Genomic DNA, 17,743 nt, shown 5'->3' with positions numbered 1-17,743 from the left:
TCCTGTTTAATGTGAATTGTGACGATAAATTTGGCTGAGAAAACCAAATTAGAGAAGTTTGGAAAAAATCAAGCGATGCCTCGCATCCGAGCAGACTCTCGCTTTCCGCAAGAGTTATTACCGGCCAATTCAAGAAGGGTGAAAAGCTTTATAGCGGTTTTCAGTTTGATAAGGTATGGTAAATCCCTTGATAGATCGGCGTTTCAGCGTTTCAATCGGGACTCTCTTCTGTGAAAACCGCTATACATGGCAAGCTATTTCCCATATTTATTGGATCGGTACATACACACTTCAGCTTTCGCAAAGGAAAACTACTAATTACCCGTAACGCTACCGATTCTATCGCTTTAATAACAAGTTGTCGAGATTCGGTGTCACACTAAATCCGGTTATTAAACATTACCGAAAATTCCCTTAAGCTTCTAATTCATTATCTTAAGTTTAAGGATGTTCCAGTTCCCTAAACTTTTGCTTGATTCATCTTTACATCTGATACTAAATCCGTTGAGTATAGGTAACATATCAGGATAGGCAAAAGGCGTGAGGCTTCGGCCGTGAGCTCAGCGTTCGACTGAGCTCACGGCCGAAGCCTCACGCCGAAGCCTCACGCCGAAGCCTCACGCCGAAGCCTCACGCCGAAGCCTCACGCCGAAGTCCGAACGGCAAGAGGCAAAAGGGGGAATAAATAATCAGTTTTTAATAACTGGATTGAGTATGACAACGCCGAATTGAGACTCTCTTAGGTTTAGTGGGTAAAATGTATTCTAACTGGACTTCCCCCATACATAAATACTAGAAAATTAACAAAACCCTTACTGCAGGTCGCGTCTAAGAAAAAATTGAAAAGAGGCTACTGGGTACATTTTTCCCTTGAAAATGGACGTTCGGCGATGCTCAGACGTTCGGCGATGCTCAGTCGAGCCGTCGAGCCGCTGTACCGTTGACTGTATCTGGAGTAGAGCGATTCCGTAGAGTTGGCTGTATAGTGATCGCTAATTTGATCTTAACAGATAGTGTCATTAATCTCTAGAGTAAGGGATTACCTTTGTAGCCATGTTTTTGCTGGTTTTCTGCCCCGAAACAAGCTATAATAGACCTCTTGCATAAATCCGAAAACAAACGATAGAAACAATAATGGGAGGGACTTTCAGTTAATTATTTATTAGTAGTTGATAATCTTCAAAAATGTTGCTGTACAAGGATCGACTTAAGACTTTTGCAAGAGGTCTAATGATCTAAAGGTCAAATTTGAAAATTTTTGCCTCAAACCCTATCTCCGTAAGAACTTCAGGATTTTGTGTCCAGTAGTTCATTAGTATTTTATTGCTTTAACTCAGGCTCTGTAAGACTTTTAGCCATAGCTAGTATGTTTATAAGGGGGAAGTCCAGCTATAAATTTCCACGTTCGGCTCTTCTAGGTTCTGTGTGAGCATGGTATAATAGTAACACAGAACAGGAGGTGGGTTATGTGGATAAATTTTGATCAACTCCTCGATTTACAAAATGTAACAGTGGTCAATTATCAAAAAATTGCTCAGACAATTTTCCTAAAGCTTGCTCTTTTAAATGAAACAATTGAATGTCCGAATTGCCATCAAACCTTAGACAGAATCAATCAGACAGAGTATAATCTAGTCAGAGACTTGTCAATATTAGGTAATCCAGTATATTTAGAAGTACCACGCCGTCAGTTTCATTGTCAAAAGTGCCAAAAGTATATCAGCGAAAGACTGAGTTTTATGAGATTAAGACAGCATCATACAATTCGCTATGAATCGATGATTTATGAGAGAGTAAAAAATTGTAGCATCGAAGAAATAAGTCGAGAAGAAGGGTTAGGATGGGAAGAAGTTGAGTTAATATTTAATCACTGTGCTAAAGAACTAGAAAAGGAAGAGTGGGAAGCACCAGAACGAATAAGCTTAGATGAATTTAGTAACTTAAAAGGACATAAAGATTTCATAACAACGGTCGTAGATCTGGACAAGAAAATTTTACTAGATGTGATGAAAGGACATAAGCAAGAAGAATTAATGGAAGCCTTAAAAGCACAGCCTCCAGGCAGTTCGGGAGAAGGTGAAAGAAGTGAGCGTCGATATGTGGTCAGGATTTACAGCAGTGATCAAGGAATTATTTCCTAATGCTAAAATCATCTATGACCGTTTTCATGTAATGGCTATCATCAATGACGAGCTTAATAAATTGAGAAAGTTAATGGGGGTGCATGAAAAAGGATTACCTCATTTATTATGGAAGAATAAAGAGGACTTAAAGGATGAGCAAAAACAACAACTAGAAGTTATCCTGAAAGAACATCCATGCTTAGGAATAGCCTGGGAAATGAAAGAAGAAATTAGACAAATTTATCAAAGTTGTAGAACGTTCAGAGGTGCTGAGAGAAAATTGGAAAAATGGATAAGAATAGGCGGGATATTATATCAAAGTAGTGCCAGCATGATCCAGAAGCATTTGCCAGGTATTTGTAATTACTTTGAAAATCATACAACCAACGGATTAATTGAGGGAATGAATACCAAAATAAAGCTTATTAAAAGAATGAGTTATGGATTTACCAATTTTGAACATCTTCGACTTAAGCTGTTTGCTTGCTTTAATTCATAACAAAAATTAACACACGAAAACCAGAAGAGCCCACGTTCCTCTATTTTATTACTGAAAGTAGAAACGATTGAAATCGTCAATTTCCACTTATTTTGGGACTGACATCATCCTTAGACTCCGAATATTCTGAAATTAGCAAGTAAACACGGCTTCCCAATTTCAGGAAAAAATTATGAATCTACGTTCTGTCAAGACTATCGTATTAAGCGGTATAGCCCTGCCTTAATTTTAGACCAGTTGAGGGGGATTTTTATAGATTAATTTTCGGCTTCATTTTCTAAAATTTCCTGTAATTGTGAACGCAATGGAGTTAGATTATTTTCAATCGTCCGCCAAGCAATTGCCAATTCTACCCGAAAATATTCATGAAAAATGACACTTCGCATATCTCCCATTAAACGCCAAGTAATTTGAGAATAACGCAATTGTATATCACTAGGAATATTTCTAGATGCCTTACCAATAATTCCTAAATTATAAAGAACTGCTTTAAGAGTCACTCGATTTGAGCTAAAATCTGCAAGGGTCATATTAGCCGTCCATTCCAAGATTTCATCAATGGATTCAACAATATCTTGAAGACGAAGTTGCCAATCTTTAAAAGGCACTAATCACATCCTTTAATACAGGTTGTCGTAAATGTTCTTTTAAAGAATCTTGAGTCCCTAAATCAACAGAACATCCTAATATATCTTCTAAGTAAAGTCGTACCTCGATAAACTCAAATAACCCTACCGCTTTACTAAATTCTACCAATAAATCTACATCACTGTCAAAACCTGCCTCATCCCTTGCTACTGAACCAAATAGAGACAGAGACTTTACCCCTAGTTTTTCTAATTGTTCTCGGTGTGTTGCGAGAATTGTTAAGTAGTCATGCAAAATAAATTTCCCAGTGAAGATAGGCAAGAGGCAATAGGCAAGAGGCAAAAGCTTCATCGAAGTGTGTAATTAATTTTGCTTAGGTACTTAGTACCTCATCTCGTTTCATGGCTATTTTCTGAAATCTGATTCCTTCATTGTAACCTTAATGTTTGTTTGATGAATAACATTAGACCTCGATCTAATATTATCTCAAGGCTCAAAGTCTTTTTAGTTAAGAAACTTACCCAAATAAAAATGATTTTAATCGCCCCATATTTTTTCAATGAAATCAAATTGGCAACGATAGATATACATTTCAGCTATAGAACTACTTAATTAGTAGATAGTATAAAAGCAAGCTGTGATTGGGTGATGATTTTTGGAGATGTCTCTTGAACAAGAGGATAACTTATGAATGTCTTTCTCAGCTTTAATTCTCCTATTCTAAACTGGTAAAAAATCAAAATCTATAAAGGTATAAGGACAAACTTGCGGAAACCTATCAACAGATAAACCAGTTTTTTTGATTACCGATCGCTTGGCTTTATCATAAATTATATCTAACCTAGAAGCACCATAATTGTAGAGGGTTTTTGACTGGAATAAAATTTCTAGTTCTAGACGGAAATTATCGATTTCATCGGCCCATCCCCGGCCACAATTACCTTTTTCAGTCAGCCAATACTGATACATTAATAAATGTTTAACGGTTTGAATTAGATAGCTTTCCACTTGGTTTCTTTGTTCTCTACCCAAATCTTCTATCTCCGTTAAAAGATGTTCCCAATCTAAATTTTTCATCTCCCCGCGTCGAATTTGTTCGGTGGTTCGCTCAATCCACAAAACAAAGTCCTGATCTTCAAGGGGTGACAAGGCGACTAAAAGGCTTGCTGGATAAGGCGCATAGCCGTTAGACCCCTAGAAAAATCGGGGTGTTTTCCTGGCTTGAGGCGGATCAAAGAAAAGGCGAGTTCCGAGTACGCGTCCATCGACTCGATCCAGAAGCTCCCATAAGTACCTATCCAAAAATCGCTATGTCTTTCCGGACCGCGTTTCGCTTCTTTGGAGCGACAAATATAATCGCGAGTTCCCGATTTCTTGAGATTTTGACCACGGGTTGTATTCAAAGAGTAAGCGATAGCGATTAATAAAATTAAGGCGAGAAAGCGAGGCTCGCTCACTTTCGTTTTTTCAAGATTATATCCTCCCGTTTTACAATCTTTGAACATCGCTTCAATCCCGAATCGAGATTTATATAACTTGAGAGTTATCTCTAAAGATTCTAGGTTGGTCAATAAATACCAAGGCTCTTTAGACCCTTTAGTTCGATAACCTCTTTTCCAATAAGTTGCTAGGTTGAACCCCTCGATCTCATGGCTTTTCGTGTGGGTCACTCCCCGAAAGAAGTTTCGCTCGCCCCGGTTCGGTTCTAACTCGGAAAGGGCTTGATAGTTTTCTCCATCTTTCAATCGCGTGTAGGTACTTTTCTTTTGACGGAAGATAAAAGCTACACCTCTGTCGTCAAGCCACTTCCCTAATTGCGCTGACTGAAATTCACGGTCTCCCATTACGACGAGCGGATAGGGTTTCAACAACCCTAAGACTGGCTTGAGGAATTTTTTCTGTTCCCCGAGAGCGCTACTTCCTTTTTTATTCAGTAACACCCAATATACGGGCAAAGCTCTCCGACCACAAATCACACTGGCGACGAATAAATTTCTCCCCTTCCAATCGGTTCTATCTATGACGACTAATAATCTTCCCGCGTGTTTCAGTTTTTTGAGCCTTCTTCTTTGCTCTCGATTTTTATTTTTTCCGCTAAATTCTAGCTTGACGATCTGTTTGATCAAAGGAAACCACAAGAGTTTCACGTTTAGTTGCGGGAGCTTAAGAAATCTCTGCAAATTCCGTCTTCTACTTTCAAAGGTTATCGGTTGCGGGAAAAGAGCGGCCAGTTTCTCTAGTTGGACTATCCGATGACTTTGTAAGAGCAGGATTAGGAGCTGTAAGGTCAAATAGCTCGCCTCGCTAAGGTTCGCCTGTAAACAAGCCTGATAGAATGAAGGTAACATTTTAAAATTTTGAGTGGTTGTCCTAACCACTCTATTTCTTTAGGGGGTCGTTTGGCTAGACCCCCCGCTCTATCTAGCTTGTAGCCCCTCTGTCACCCCTTGAAGTCCTGATCATAAAGTTGTTTTAATTCTTCCCACTGCATAGATTTTTGAGATTGAGCCGTGCTTTTACGATCAATCATAAACAACAAAACCCCCCACCAATGGGCGGGGGGTTTTTTAGTTACCTAATTCAAGGTTTAGCCGAACTTGCCAGCAGTGGAAGCGATCAAGAAGGCGGCGTAGGTGAAGATATAGCCAACGGTGAAGTGAGCTAAACCAACCAAACGAGCCTGAACGATCGAGAGAGCCACGGGTTTGTCTTTCCAACGAACGAGGTTCGCCAGAGGAGTACGTTCGTGGGCCCAAACGATAGTTTCGATCAACTCTTGCCAGTAACCGCGCCAAGAGATCAGGAACATGAAACCGGTTGCCCAAACGAGGTGTCCAAAGAGGAACATCCAGGCCCAGACAGAAAGGTTATTAACACCGTAGGGGTTGTAACCGTTGATTAACTGAGCCGAGTTAGCCCAGAGGTAATCGCGGAACCAGCCCATCAGGTAGGTGGAGTTTTCGTTAAACTGAGCCACGTTACCCGACCAGACACCGAGGTGTTTCCAGTGCCAGTAGAAGGTTAACCAACCCAGGGTGTTCAACATCCAGAACATGGCTAGGTAGAAGGAATCCCAAGCAGAGATGTCGCAAGTACCGCCACGGCCGGGACCGTCGCAAGGGAAGGAATAGCCGAAGTCTTTTTTATCGGGCATTAATTTGGAACCACGAGCGTCTAAAGCACCTTTAACCAGGATTAGAACGGTGGTGTGTAAACCAAGAGCGATCGCATGGTGAACGAGGAAGTCGCCAGGACCGATGGTTAAGAATAGGGAGTTAGTGCCGCTATTGATTGCGTCTAGCCAACCGGGTAACCAAACATCACCGTAGTTGGGATAGGCGGTGTAAGCGATACTATCGGGGTTAGACAACAGTACGTTCATGCCGTACAGGGTTTTACCCGAAGCTGCTTGCACGAATTGAGCGAACACAGGTTCGATCAAGATTTGTTTTTCGGGAGTACCGAAAGCGACGACCACATCGTTATGAACGTAGAGGCCGAGGGTGTGGAAACCTAAGAAAAGGGAAACCCAGCTTAGGTGAGAGATGATCGCTTCTTTATGCTCCAGCATCCGCGCCAGCACGTTATCTTTGTTCGCTTCGGGATCATAGTCACGCACGAAGAAGATAGCACCGTGAGCGAAAGCACCCACCGCTAGGAAACCAGCGATGTATTGGTGGTGGGTATAAAGAGCCGCTTGGGTGGTGTAGTCCTTAGCGATAAAGGCATAAGGGGGTAGCGCGTACATATGCTGCGCCACCAGAGAGGTGATCACGCCTAAAGAAGCGAGAGCCAAACCGAGTTGGAAGTGGAGAGAGTTGTTAACCGTGTCATAAAGATTTTTGTGACCGGCTCCTAACTTACCACTGGGGGGTCTGTGTGCATTGAGGATGTCCTTGATGCTGTGACCGATGCCCCAGTTAGTGCGGTACATATGACCAGCCACAATGAAGATCACAGCGATCGCCAAGTGGTGGTGAGCCATATCGGTTAACCAGAGGGACTCGGTTTGGGGATGGAAACCACCTAAGAAGGTGAGAATCGCAGTTCCCGCGCCTTGGGCAGTACCGAAAATGTGGTTAGCAGTATCGGGGTTTTCCGCGTACACACTCCAGTTACCGGTGAAGAAGGGTAGTAAACCCGCCGGGTGGGGGGGAGTGGAAAGGAAGTTGTCCCAACCAACGTGCTGACCGCGGGATTCGGGGATAGCAACGTGAACGAGGTGTCCGGTCCAAGCCAGAGAGCTAACACCGAACAGAGCGGCGAGGTGGTGGTTCAGGCGAGATTCAGCGTTTTTGAACCAAGCGAGGCTAGGACGGAACTTAGGTTGTAAGTGTAACCAGCCAGCAAAGAGGAAAATCGCCGAGAGAATCAGCAGGAACACCGCACCTTGGTATAGGTCTTGGTTGGAGGTCATACCGATGGTGTAGAACCAGTGGTAAACCCCGGAATAGGCGATGTTAACCGGATTAGAAGCGCCAGCTTGGGTGAAGGCATCTACAGCGCCTTTACCGAACTGGGGATCCCAAATCGCGTGGGCGATGGGACGGATGTTCAAGGGATCTTTGATCCACTGCTCGAAGTTACCTTGCCAAGCGACGTGGAATATAGTGCCGGAAGTCCACAGGAAAATGATTGCAATGTGGCCGAAGTGCGACGCGAAAATCTTTTGGTAGAGATTCTCTTCCGTCATGCCATCATGACTTTCAAAATCGTGGGCTGTGGCGATCCCGTACCAAATCCGACGGGTGGTCGGATCTTGGGCTAGATCTTGGCTAAATTTAGGGAATTTAGTTGCCATAGCTGTTTAGGAAATTCTCCTCTCTAAATAACTGAGGCTCTTACACGAGTGCTGGTTATTTCCTTTTTTCAATTCACCTTCTGTAATAGGAAACGCTTACAGAGGTATCGGTCAATCGACGCTGGTTCAGCCTAGTCTTGCCAATCCCCGGGGGACTGGCAAGCCCTTATAGGCAAGTTTAGCCAATCGAGAGACTTCTGGCCAAGAAGAATGCCCAAGTGGTGACAATACCGCCTAAGAGGTAGTGAGCCACACCAACGGCACGACCTTGAATGATGCTCAGGGCGCGAGGTTGGATAGCGGGGGCAACTCTTAACTTGTTGTGCGCCCAGACGATCGACTCGATTAATTCTTGCCAGTAGCCGCGACCACTGAACAGGAACATCAAGCTAAACGCGAAGACGAAGTGACCGGCTAGGAACATGATTCCGTAGGCGGACAGAGCAGAGCCATAGGAATTAATGACTTGCGCTGCTTGCGCCCAGAGGAAATCCCGTAACCAACCGTTGATGGTGATGGCACTTTGGGCGAAGTTACCGAGGGTAACGTGGGTGACAGTGCCATCAGGGGCGACGGTTCCCCAGACATCGGACTGCATTTTCCAGCTAAAGTGGAAGATTACGACCGAGATGGAGTTGTACATCCAGAACAGGCCGAGGAAAACGTGATCCCAACCCGAAACTTGGCAGGTACCGCCGCGACCGGGACCATCGCAGGGGAAACGGAAACCGAGATTCGCTTTATCGGGAATCAGACGGGAACCGCGAGCGTAGAGAACCCCTTTGAGGAGAATCAACACGGTGACATGGATGGTGAAGGCGTGGATGTGATGCACGAGGAAATCGGCAGTACCGAGAGTGATCGGCATCATAGCCACTTTGCCACCCACTGCTACTACGTCGCCACCGAAAGCATAACTAGCGGTAGTGAGAGCGTTAGGAGCGGTGTTGCCAGGGGCTAGGGTGTGGAGACTTTGTACCCATTGGGCAAAGATGGGTTGTAGTTGAATTCCCGTATCCGAGAACATATCTTGGGGACGACCGAAAGCCCGCATGGTGTCGTTGTGAATGTATAAACCGAAGCTATGGAAGCCAAGGAAAATACATACCCAGTTCAGGTGGGAGATAATTGCGTCGCGATGACGGATCACCCGATCGAGCAGGTTATCCACGTTCTTGGCTGGATCGTAGTCCCGCACCATGAAGATCGCTGCGTGCGCTCCCGCACCGACGATTAAGAAGCCACCGATCCAAGTGTGGTGAGTGAACAAGGATAGTTGGGTGGCGTAGTCCGTCGCCTGATAGGGATAGGGCGGCATGGCGTACATATGGTGGGCCACGATGATGGTTAGCGAACCTAAGAGAGCCAGGTTAATCGCTAACTGAGCGTGCCAAGAGGTGGTCAGGATTTCGTACAGTCCTTTGTGACCTTGACCGGTGAAGGGACCTTTGTGGTTTTCAAGGATTTCCTTCATGCTGTGACCGATACCCCAGTTGGTACGGTACATATGACCAGCAATGATGAATAATACAGCGATCGCCAAGTGATGGTGAGCGGTATCGGAAAGCCAGAGACCACCGGTCACGGGGTTCAAGCCACCTTTGAAGGTGAGGAAATCCGAGTAAGCACCCCAGTTAAGGGTAAAGAAGGGGGTCAAACCCTGGGCGAAACTGGGATATAAATCCGCCATCTTGCTCGGTTCGAGAATGAACTCGTGGGGCAAGGGGATATCTTGGGGAGCGACTCCCGCATCGAGGAGTTTGTTCACCGGTAAAGAAACGTGAATCTGATGACCGGCCCAACCTAGGGAACCTAAGCCGAGTAAACCCGCCAAGTGGTGGTTCATCATCGATTCCACGTTTTGGAACCATTCCAGTTTCGGTGCGCTTTTGTGGTAATGGAACCAACCGGCAAACAGCATCAGGCCCGCCATCACTAAACCACCGATAGCGGTGCAGTATAGCTGATAGCTGTTGGTGAACCCGGAGGCGCGCCAGAGGTAGAACAGACCAGAGGTGATCTGAATACCGTGGAAACCACCGCCCACATCGCCGTTGAGGATGCCTTGACCGACGATCGGCCAGACCACTTGGGCGCTGGGTTTGATGGCAAGCGGGTTGGTTAACCAAGCTTCATAGTTAGAAAATTTCGCGCCGTGGAAGTACATTCCACTTAGCCAAACGAAGACAACGGCGAGATGTCCGAAGTGGGCACTGAAGATTTTCCGGGAAATATCTTCGAGATCGCTGGTTTGACTATCAAAATCGTGGACGTTGGCGTGTAGGTTCCAAATCCAGGTGGTGGTTTTGGGTCCTTTGGCTAAAGTGCGATCAAAATGCCCCGGTTGACCCCACTTCTCAAAGGAAGTAGGTACTGGGTCTTTATCTACAATCACTTTAGCTACCGCCTCTTTGGGGGGGAGTGCCATGAGGATTCTCCTCTCTCGACAATAGACTTAGCGTTTTATTTGAGGATAGATTTTTTAACCTAAAAAAGGCAAGTTGAAATCTGACCCACCTTTTGTTAATGTCGCTTGACTTTCCTCTTGGGTGAGATTCCAGTCGAAAGCATCAATAGTAGATGATAAGTCTTTGTTCTCTCCTCTGTTCGTTGTGCTTAACAATAATTAAAATTCTCTCAATCCTTGATAGGAGAGACATTTTCTGCTATGGACGGTCTTAGTCAGAGTCAAACCGGTAATTTTTCTTTACAAAAGTTTATTAATTGTCGCCCCAGAAGCCAATTTCCCCCTTTTCTCCCCCACCAGACCATATAGAAAATTCAATAGATAGATTCTCAAAAAACAATCAAACAATTCTGTAAAATTGAGGCCATGACCTCATCTTCTCCCGCTTTTGCTGACACCAGAGCATTCAATGACTCTAGCAAAATCAATGGTTTGTATAGATTTTGGCCTTGGCTCTAGGAGGAACGTGCTATCCCTACTACATAAATTAATCCCAGTCAAAACCCTTCATATATGTCTTGTGATCGGTTTACTGACCACCCTGTTAACCGCCTGTGGCGATCGCTTGACAGCTACCAATCTCCCCACTTCCGAAACCTCTAATCTTCCCGTCGTTCAAGGCCGCATTTCTGAGGTTGCCCCCCCGTCCCTAATTCAGGAACTGCGCCCCAGTTTAGATAGTTACGCCCCCCAAGTAACGATTCTCAGTCCTCTGGCCGAACAAGTTTTCGATGACACCCAGGTGACAGTTAAACTACAAGTGTCAGATCTGCCAATTTTCCAAGACGATACCCTGAAATTAGGACTCCACTTGAGTCTGATTGTCGATAATGAACCAGCGGCAGCCATTTACGACCTCAAACAGCCGATTATCCTAGAAAATCTTGCCCCCGGTACTCACACCCTCCGCGTCTTGGCCCTGCGGCCTTGGCAAGAAAGTTTTAAAAATGATGGGGCCTTTGCTGAAACAACCTTTCATATTCTGACAAAAACAGGCAAAAATGCCCCTGATCATAACTTACCCCTATTAACCTACAGTAGTCCGCAAGGAATCTACGGTGCGGAACCAATCCTGCTCGATTTTTATCTGAGTAATGCTCCTCTACGTCTGTCCAATACTGCCAACGAGGATAATAATCTTCAAGATTGGCGCATTCGTGTCACTGTCAACGGTGAAAGTTTTCTGCTTGATACTTGGGAACCAATCTATCTCAAGGGTTTTGATAAGGGCAATAACTGGGTACAACTAGAATTCATCGATGGTAAGGGAAATAAAATCGAAAATGAGTTTAATACCAGCGTGCGCGTGATTAGCTTTGATCCCTCTTACCAAAACGGTCTTAGTCAATTAGTCCACGGCGATTTATCCCCTACAATTGCCCGTAGCATCGTCGATCCCAACTATCAAACTATTCCCAGTCCAGAGGAAGAAACACCAATTATCGAGCCAGAAACCCCTATACTTGAGCCAGAAAGCCCTATAGTTGAGGAAACCCCTGTTATTGAGCCAGAAAGCCCTATAGTTGAGGAAAAACCAGTAGAGACAGAAAGCCCTATAGTTGAGGAAAGCCCTGTTATTGAGCCAGAAAGCCCTATAGTTGAGGAAAAACCAGTAGAGACAGAAACAGTCGAAAAGCTAGAGGAAACCCCTGAAGCGATCCAATCTCCCCTAACCACCATACCAGAGACAAAGGAGATTAACGAACCTGCCCCCGGTATTCAACCTCCGCTAGAAGTGGAACCTATTCCCGAACCCCAGAACAATAGCGAGGAAAAAATCACCATTTTCGATCGCATTCAACAAACCGTAAATCGCTTCCAGTCACCCTCTCCCCTGGGGGAAAAAGATATCGAACTACCCACCCTCGATCCTGAATTATTCAGCAATATCGATCTTAAAGCCTAGCTTCATCCTGTTTTTAGGGGAAGTGGGGAGGTGGGGGTTTTTCAGTGAGCAGTAAACAGTAATCAGTAATCAGTGAAAAGAAAGTTCCCAAGTTTGGTTCTATTGGAGTTAAGGTGATCAGCTTATCTTATCGAAAAAAGGGCATAAGCCTTATGTCCCTAGCATTAATAACCATTATGTAACACAGTGAACATTTTTCACCTGATGTCCAGAAGACCCCGGAGTTTTCACCTAAAACTTTCTACTTAGGGCTGGCTGAATAACTGCCTCCTGCCCTCTGTCTGTCCCCATCCTAGGTCTTTTTCGGTAAACCCTACTTAAAACTGGAATCTGCAATCTGATAACTGATAACTGATAACTGAAACCTCCAACCGCTCGATCGAGAAATTATTAAACTAATATTTCGCAATATAGACAAAATTAGGAACTAGGTTATAATCTAAAACGTCTATGGACAATTTACTAACTTTTTGCTTGAGGTAATTGTGTTTAACAAAATTTCCCTTGTCGCTGGTTTTGCCGGTTTAGTTGCCCTAACTACCGTTGGCGCTGTACCTGCACAAGCAGGACCACAAAATAACGAAATCTTGATCAGTCAACTACGCGGCCATAACACCTACAGAGGTGAGCCACAACTTAACCCCGGTGACTATGTACTAGGTCGCGTCCGGGGAACCGTGGGTGGTATTCTGTCCGTCCAATTGATCAGACCTGTGACAGTGGATGGCAAAGAAATTTTCAGTGGCGACTTTACCGACGGAACCACCGCTCGTATTGTTGGGGATGCCACGGGTGGTGATGATGTACTATTGCAAGTGGTAGATGGCAAATTAGTTTATGTGGGTAAAGCTCGTCCCTATTGGGTTTCCCGCTTGAAACTAAAATCGGAAATCGCCGTCAGCAGCACTCGCTCGCAACTTTTAAGAGAACTTAACCAAAAAGAACCCGCTTGGGGACTTCCCGCTTTACCCCCGGAAACCAGAACCTTTACGGAAGTTGCCCCTCAACCCGCTCCCGCGCCTAGTGTATCTCCTATCCGCGGACTTTGGTAGTGGAAAGACATCAGGATAAAAGGGAGCATCTCACCTTTGCAATAAGCATAAATACTTAGTAGAAAAATAGGCTTTTCGAGGGTAATTCTTGTTTTAATTCTCCATGTACGCGGTCTTTAAAAGCCTCTATTTCGTTCCAAGACACGATTAAGAGTGGCTTTTAAGCTAAGTATAATTACTCATCGCGTAAGTGAGATGCTCCCGGATAAAATCTCTTGTCTTTAGACTGAGAAGCGTGAAAACTTTCCTCTCAATCTAACCAATTTGGACTAAATAAATCCCTCTTTTTCAGATAAAAGGGGGATTATTATTGCTCTCTTAGGTTTGGTGGGTAAAATGTATTCTAAGATACATTCCTCCTAGCGAGGGGGTGGAACGAACCACAAAGACACAAAGGACACAAAGATTGAGCGATCCTATGTAAGTTGAACTTATCACACAGAACCTAGAAGAGCCGAGTCAGGAGTCAGTTATCAGGAGTCAGTTATCAGGAGTCAGGAGATTGCTTTTATTTATTCTCCTATCTCCCCCGCAAAGAAGCGAAACTAACATTAACTAAACGGTTGTACGAACAGGGTTATCAACGAGAGGATATTCTCAGAATAGAAAACGGGTTTCTTGAAGAAACCCGTTTTCTGGATCGTCTTGTCAAGTAACCTTAAACTTGTTAGAGTCAAAGAGTTGTTATTTTCTGGTAGTCATTCACCGCTCAGATTAGTTAAGATGATATTACATGACTAATAATATTGACCATGACCGCTTATTTAAGGAGTTAATCTCCACCTTTTTTGTCGAATTTATCGAGTTGTTTTTTCCTCAATTGATGGATTATTTAGATAGGGAATCGATTACTTTTTTAGACAAAGAAGTATTTACTGATGTCACGGAAGGAGAAAGGCATGAAAGCGATTTAGTCGCACAAGTTAAGTTTCGAGGAAAAGAATCTTTTTTTCTGATTCATGTAGAGGCGCAGGAAAGTTCACGCAAGTGGTTTAATCGGCGAATGTTTACTTATTTTGCTCGCTTTCATGAGAAATTTGTCTTACCGATTTATCCGATTGTAATTTTCTCTTATTCAAAGCCAAAAAGAGAAGCGATTAGTCAATATGTAGTCGATTTTCCCGATTTAAAAGTCTTAGAATTTAACTATCAGGTAGTGCAGTTAAATCGATTAAATTGGCGAGATTTTCTTAATCAACCGAATCCGGTTGCTTCAGCTTTGATGGCGAAGATGAACATTGCCGAGAAAGAGCGAGCTAAGGTAAAAGCGGAATGTCTGCGCTTGTTAATTACTTTAAGGTTAAATCCAGCGAAAATGCAATTAATTTCTGGATTTATTGATACATATCTCAATCTTAATCCAGTGGAAGAGATACAATTTCAAGAAGAGATTAGCACATTTAGTCAACCCGTACAGGAGGGAGTTATGCAAATTACCACCAGTTGGATGCGTCAAGGTATTGAACAAGGTATCGAACAAGGTATTGAACGGGGTATCGAACAAGGTATTGAACGCGGTATTGAACAAGGTATTGAACGGGAAAAAACATTGATTCTTCGTCAAATTAAACGCAAGTTAGGGGAGATTAATCCTTCATTAGAAACTAAAATCATGGAGTTAAGTATTGATGATGTAGAAGCATTAGGAGAAGCTTTATTCGATTTCTCCACGGTTGAAGATTTAATCAATTGGTTAAATACTTTAACTGCTTAGTTTTGACGTTAGCGATCGCCTTCTGACAACAACCCACTAAAATTGTCATAATGAAACAGACAACCGCTAATTATGATGAACCTTGGAAAGAAGCATTAACCGAGTATTTTGAAGCGTTTTTACATTTCTTCTTTCCTGAAGTTCACCAATTGATTGATTGGACACAAATTCCCGAATCCCTAGAAAAAGAACTCAAACGGATTACCGCTTCCTCTAAAACAAAAAAACGTTTCGCTGACAAACTCTATAAAGTTTGGTTACTCAGTGGAGAAGAAATCTGGATTTTGATTCATATTGAAATTCAAAGTCAATACGAAGAAAATTTCCCTCAGAGGATGTATATTTATAACTATCGTGCCTTTGATTTGTATCAGAAACCGGTTATCAGTCTCGCTATATTAGGGGATGAACGAGTAAATTGGCGACCAGATTCCTATAATTATACTATCGCTGGTTGTGAAGTCAGCCTCAAATTCCCAACGGTTAAATTACTGGACTATGAGGAAAGCTGGTCAGAACTAGAAGCAAGTAGCAATCCCTTTGCTATAATAGTCATGGCACACCTGAAAACAAAAGCGACTACTGGGAAGCTGCCAGAACGGGAACAGTGGAAGTGGAAGTTAATCAGAGGATTATATGAAAAAGAGTTCGAGAGGGAACAAATAATTAAATTATTTGAAATCATCGACAATATGATGACTTTATCCCCTGAATTACAGTCAAGTTTAGAGAGTAAAATTAAACAATTTGAGGAGGAAAGAACCATGCCTTTAATGAGTAATATGGAGTTACGAGGAATAGAACAGGGTAAGGAAATCGGTAAGGAAATTGGTAAGGAAATTGGTAAGGAAATTGGAGCGTTAGAAAATGCTCGTGATTTTGTCAAAACAGTTTTGCAAGCTCGCTTAGGTGAAGTTCCTTTAGATGTGGAACAATACCTGAATCAAGTTTCGGTACTATCTACATTACAAGAGATTGTTAAATTAGCAGCTACCGCTCATTCTCTCGCAGAATTTAAGCAGTCTTTGGCAAAAATCCAATCCTAGAACAACTATCTAGAAAACGGGTTTCTTTGAGAAACCCGTTTTCTTGTAATAAATGTTAATTTTTGTTAAAGAGGTCTTGAAAAATCGACACTTGTTGGGCTAAAGCTGTTAGCAATAAACCTTTCCAGTCAATGTCATGACTCTCTCTCTTTTGTCGATTTTTCCTGCTATTGACGATGTTTTGTTCCATTTCGCTCAATCTGATGGATTTTGGGCGAATTTGGCAATCGCTGTAGGTTAAGGGGGTAAGGTCATAACAATCCGTTGCCAAAACCGACTTTTCAGAATACAATAGGGACGAGTAGTCATTCATCGCTCAGATTAGTTAAGATGATATTACATGACTAATAATATTGACCATGACCGATTATTTAAGGAGTTAATCTCCACCTTTTTTGTCGAATTTATCGAGTTGTGGCTCTTCTCGACTTTGTGTGATAATTTTTGCTTATAGAATCGTGAAATATTTACCTGGAAAGACTTTTAGGACTATTTTGCTGAAGAAACTATCAGTATAGACCCCGTTTCCACACAGAAACCAGAAGAGCCGAGTTATTTTTTCCTCAATTGATGGATTATTTAGATAGGGAATCGATTACTTTTTTAGACAAAGAAGTATTTACTGATGTCACGGAAGGAGAAAGGTATGAAAGCGATTTAGTCGCACAAGTTAAGTTTCGAGGAAAAGAATCTTTTTTTCTGATTCATGTAGAGGCGCAGGAAAGTTCACGCAAGTGGTTTAATCGGCGAATGTTTACTTATTTTGCTCGCTTTCATGAGAAATTTGTCTTACCGATTTATCCGATTGTAATTTTCTCTTATTCAAAGCCAAAAAGAGAAGCGATTAGTCAATATGTAGTCGATTTTCCCGATTTAAAAGTCTTAGAATTTAACTATCAGGTAGTGCAGTTAAATCGATTAAATTGGCGAGATTTTCTTAATCAACCGAATCCGGTTGCTTCAGCTTTGATGGCGAAGATGAACATTGCCGAGAAAGAGCGAGCTAAGGTAAAAGCGGAATGTCTGCGCTTGTTAATTACTTTAAGGTTAAATCCAGCGAAAATGCAATTAATTTCTGGATTTATTGATACATATCTCAATCTTAATCCGGTGGAAGAGATACAATTCCAAGAAGAGATTAGCACATTTAGTCAACCCGTACAGGAGGGAGTTATGCAAATTACCACCAGTTGGATGCGTCAAGGTATTGAACAAGGTATCGAACAAGGTATTGAACAAGGTATCGAACAAGGTATCGAACGGGGTATTGAACAAGGTATTGAACAAGGTATCGAACAAGGTATCGAACGGGGTATTGAACAAGGTATCGAACGGGAAAAGACATTGATTCTTCGTCAACTTAAACGCAAGTTAGGGGAGATTAATCCTTCATTAGAAACTAAAATCATGGAGTTAAGTATTGATGATGTAGAAGCATTAGGAGAAGCTTTATTCGACTTCTCCACGGTTGAAGATTTAATCAATTGGTTAAATACTTTAACTGCTTAGTTTTGACGTTAGCGATCGCCTTCTGACAACAACCCACT

General features: G+C 42.9%; 10 protein-coding genes and 3 pseudogenes. 7 read left to right on the top strand and 6 right to left on the bottom strand.

What is annotated here, in order from left to right; translation table 11 throughout:
• Positions 1–1,466: 1,466 nt before the first annotated feature.
• Positions 1,467–2,622 (top strand): annotated as a pseudogene (locus ACE3JL_RS13150) (ISL3 family transposase).
• 257 nt (positions 2,623–2,879) lie between these two features.
• Here ACE3JL_RS13150 and ACE3JL_RS13145 read toward each other — a convergent pair.
• From ACE3JL_RS13145 to psaA, 6 genes are all read right to left on the bottom strand, one after another.
• On the bottom strand, positions 2,880–3,230 hold the full coding sequence (locus ACE3JL_RS13145; RefSeq protein ID WP_375327653.1) for a DUF86 domain-containing protein: 351 nt from the start codon (positions 3,228–3,230) through the stop codon (positions 2,880–2,882).
• On the bottom strand, positions 3,220–3,561 hold the full coding sequence (locus ACE3JL_RS13140; RefSeq protein ID WP_375327652.1) for a nucleotidyltransferase family protein: 342 nt from the start codon (positions 3,559–3,561) through the stop codon (positions 3,220–3,222). The genes ACE3JL_RS13145 and ACE3JL_RS13140 overlap by 11 nt, the downstream gene beginning before the upstream one ends.
• A gap of 369 nt (positions 3,562–3,930) precedes the next feature.
• A complete protein-coding gene (locus ACE3JL_RS13135; protein ID WP_375327651.1) occupies positions 3,931–4,359 on the bottom strand; it encodes a DUF29 domain-containing protein in 429 nt (142 codons plus the stop codon).
• A gap of 5 nt (positions 4,360–4,364) precedes the next feature.
• Positions 4,365–5,558, bottom strand: coding sequence for an IS4 family transposase (locus tag ACE3JL_RS13130; protein ID WP_149989937.1), 1,194 nt, complete (start codon positions 5,556–5,558; stop codon positions 4,365–4,367).
• 239 nt (positions 5,559–5,797) lie between these two features.
• A complete protein-coding gene (gene psaB, locus ACE3JL_RS13125) occupies positions 5,798–8,011 on the bottom strand; it encodes a photosystem I core protein PsaB (RefSeq protein WP_002785240.1) in 2,214 nt (737 codons plus the stop codon).
• 178 nt (positions 8,012–8,189) lie between these two features.
• Positions 8,190–10,439: a photosystem I core protein PsaA gene (gene psaA / locus ACE3JL_RS13120; RefSeq protein WP_375327650.1), complete on the bottom strand. Its 2,250-nt coding sequence runs from the start codon at positions 10,437–10,439 to the stop codon at positions 8,190–8,192.
• Positions 10,440–10,905: 466 nt separating this feature from the next.
• Between psaA and ACE3JL_RS13115 the strand changes: the two genes are divergently transcribed.
• The 6 genes and pseudogenes from ACE3JL_RS13115 to ACE3JL_RS13090 all read left to right on the top strand — a co-directional run.
• Positions 10,906–12,384, top strand: coding sequence for a hypothetical protein (locus ACE3JL_RS13115; RefSeq protein ID WP_375329614.1), 1,479 nt, complete (start codon positions 10,906–10,908; stop codon positions 12,382–12,384).
• Positions 12,385–12,869: 485 nt separating this feature from the next.
• Positions 12,870–13,436: a hypothetical protein gene (locus ACE3JL_RS13110; protein WP_271992287.1), complete on the top strand. Its 567-nt coding sequence runs from the start codon at positions 12,870–12,872 to the stop codon at positions 13,434–13,436.
• Between the two features lie 733 nt (positions 13,437–14,169).
• Positions 14,170–15,150 (top strand): Rpn family recombination-promoting nuclease/putative transposase, encoded by a 981-nt coding sequence (locus ACE3JL_RS13105; RefSeq protein ID WP_375327649.1) that lies wholly within the window; start codon positions 14,170–14,172, stop codon positions 15,148–15,150.
• Positions 15,151–15,200: 50 nt separating this feature from the next.
• Positions 15,201–16,196 carry a hypothetical protein gene (locus ACE3JL_RS13100; protein WP_375327648.1) on the top strand — a complete coding sequence of 332 codons (996 nt, stop codon included), beginning with the start codon at positions 15,201–15,203 and terminating at the stop codon, positions 16,194–16,196.
• 136 nt (positions 16,197–16,332) lie between these two features.
• Positions 16,333–16,434 (top strand): annotated as a pseudogene (locus tag ACE3JL_RS13095) (calcium-binding protein); the annotation flags it as partial.
• Positions 16,435–16,745: 311 nt separating this feature from the next.
• A pseudogene (locus ACE3JL_RS13090) lies at positions 16,746–17,705 on the top strand (Rpn family recombination-promoting nuclease/putative transposase); the annotation flags it as partial.
• Positions 17,706–17,743: the final 38 nt, after the last annotated feature.

This window comes from Microcystis sp. BLCC-F210 (assembly GCF_042134685.1).
GTDB lineage: Bacteria > Cyanobacteriota > Cyanobacteriia > Cyanobacteriales > Microcystaceae > Microcystis > Microcystis aeruginosa_D.
This window is presented reverse-complemented; position numbering and strand designations above follow the sequence as displayed.

What these genes read in the sequence shown, in the direction of transcription:
- ACE3JL_RS13140 (WP_375327652.1), bottom strand. Translation starts at nt 3,561, where the DNA reads ATGAAGCTTTTGCCTCTTGCCTATTGCCTCTTGCCTATCTTCACTGGG.
- ACE3JL_RS13130 (WP_149989937.1), bottom strand. Translation starts at nt 5,558, where the DNA reads ATGTTACCTTCATTCTATCAGGCTTGTTTACAGGCGAACCTTAGCGAG.
- psaB (WP_002785240.1), bottom strand. Translation starts at nt 8,011, where the DNA reads ATGGCAACTAAATTCCCTAAATTTAGCCAAGATCTAGCCCAAGATCCG.
- psaA (WP_375327650.1), bottom strand. Translation starts at nt 10,439, where the DNA reads ATGGCACTCCCCCCCAAAGAGGCGGTAGCTAAAGTGATTGTAGATAAA.
- ACE3JL_RS13115 (WP_375329614.1), top strand. Translation starts at nt 10,906, where the DNA reads ATGGTTTGTATAGATTTTGGCCTTGGCTCTAGGAGGAACGTGCTATCC.
- ACE3JL_RS13105 (WP_375327649.1), top strand. Translation starts at nt 14,170, where the DNA reads ATGACTAATAATATTGACCATGACCGCTTATTTAAGGAGTTAATCTCC.
- ACE3JL_RS13100 (WP_375327648.1), top strand. Translation starts at nt 15,201, where the DNA reads ATGAAACAGACAACCGCTAATTATGATGAACCTTGGAAAGAAGCATTA.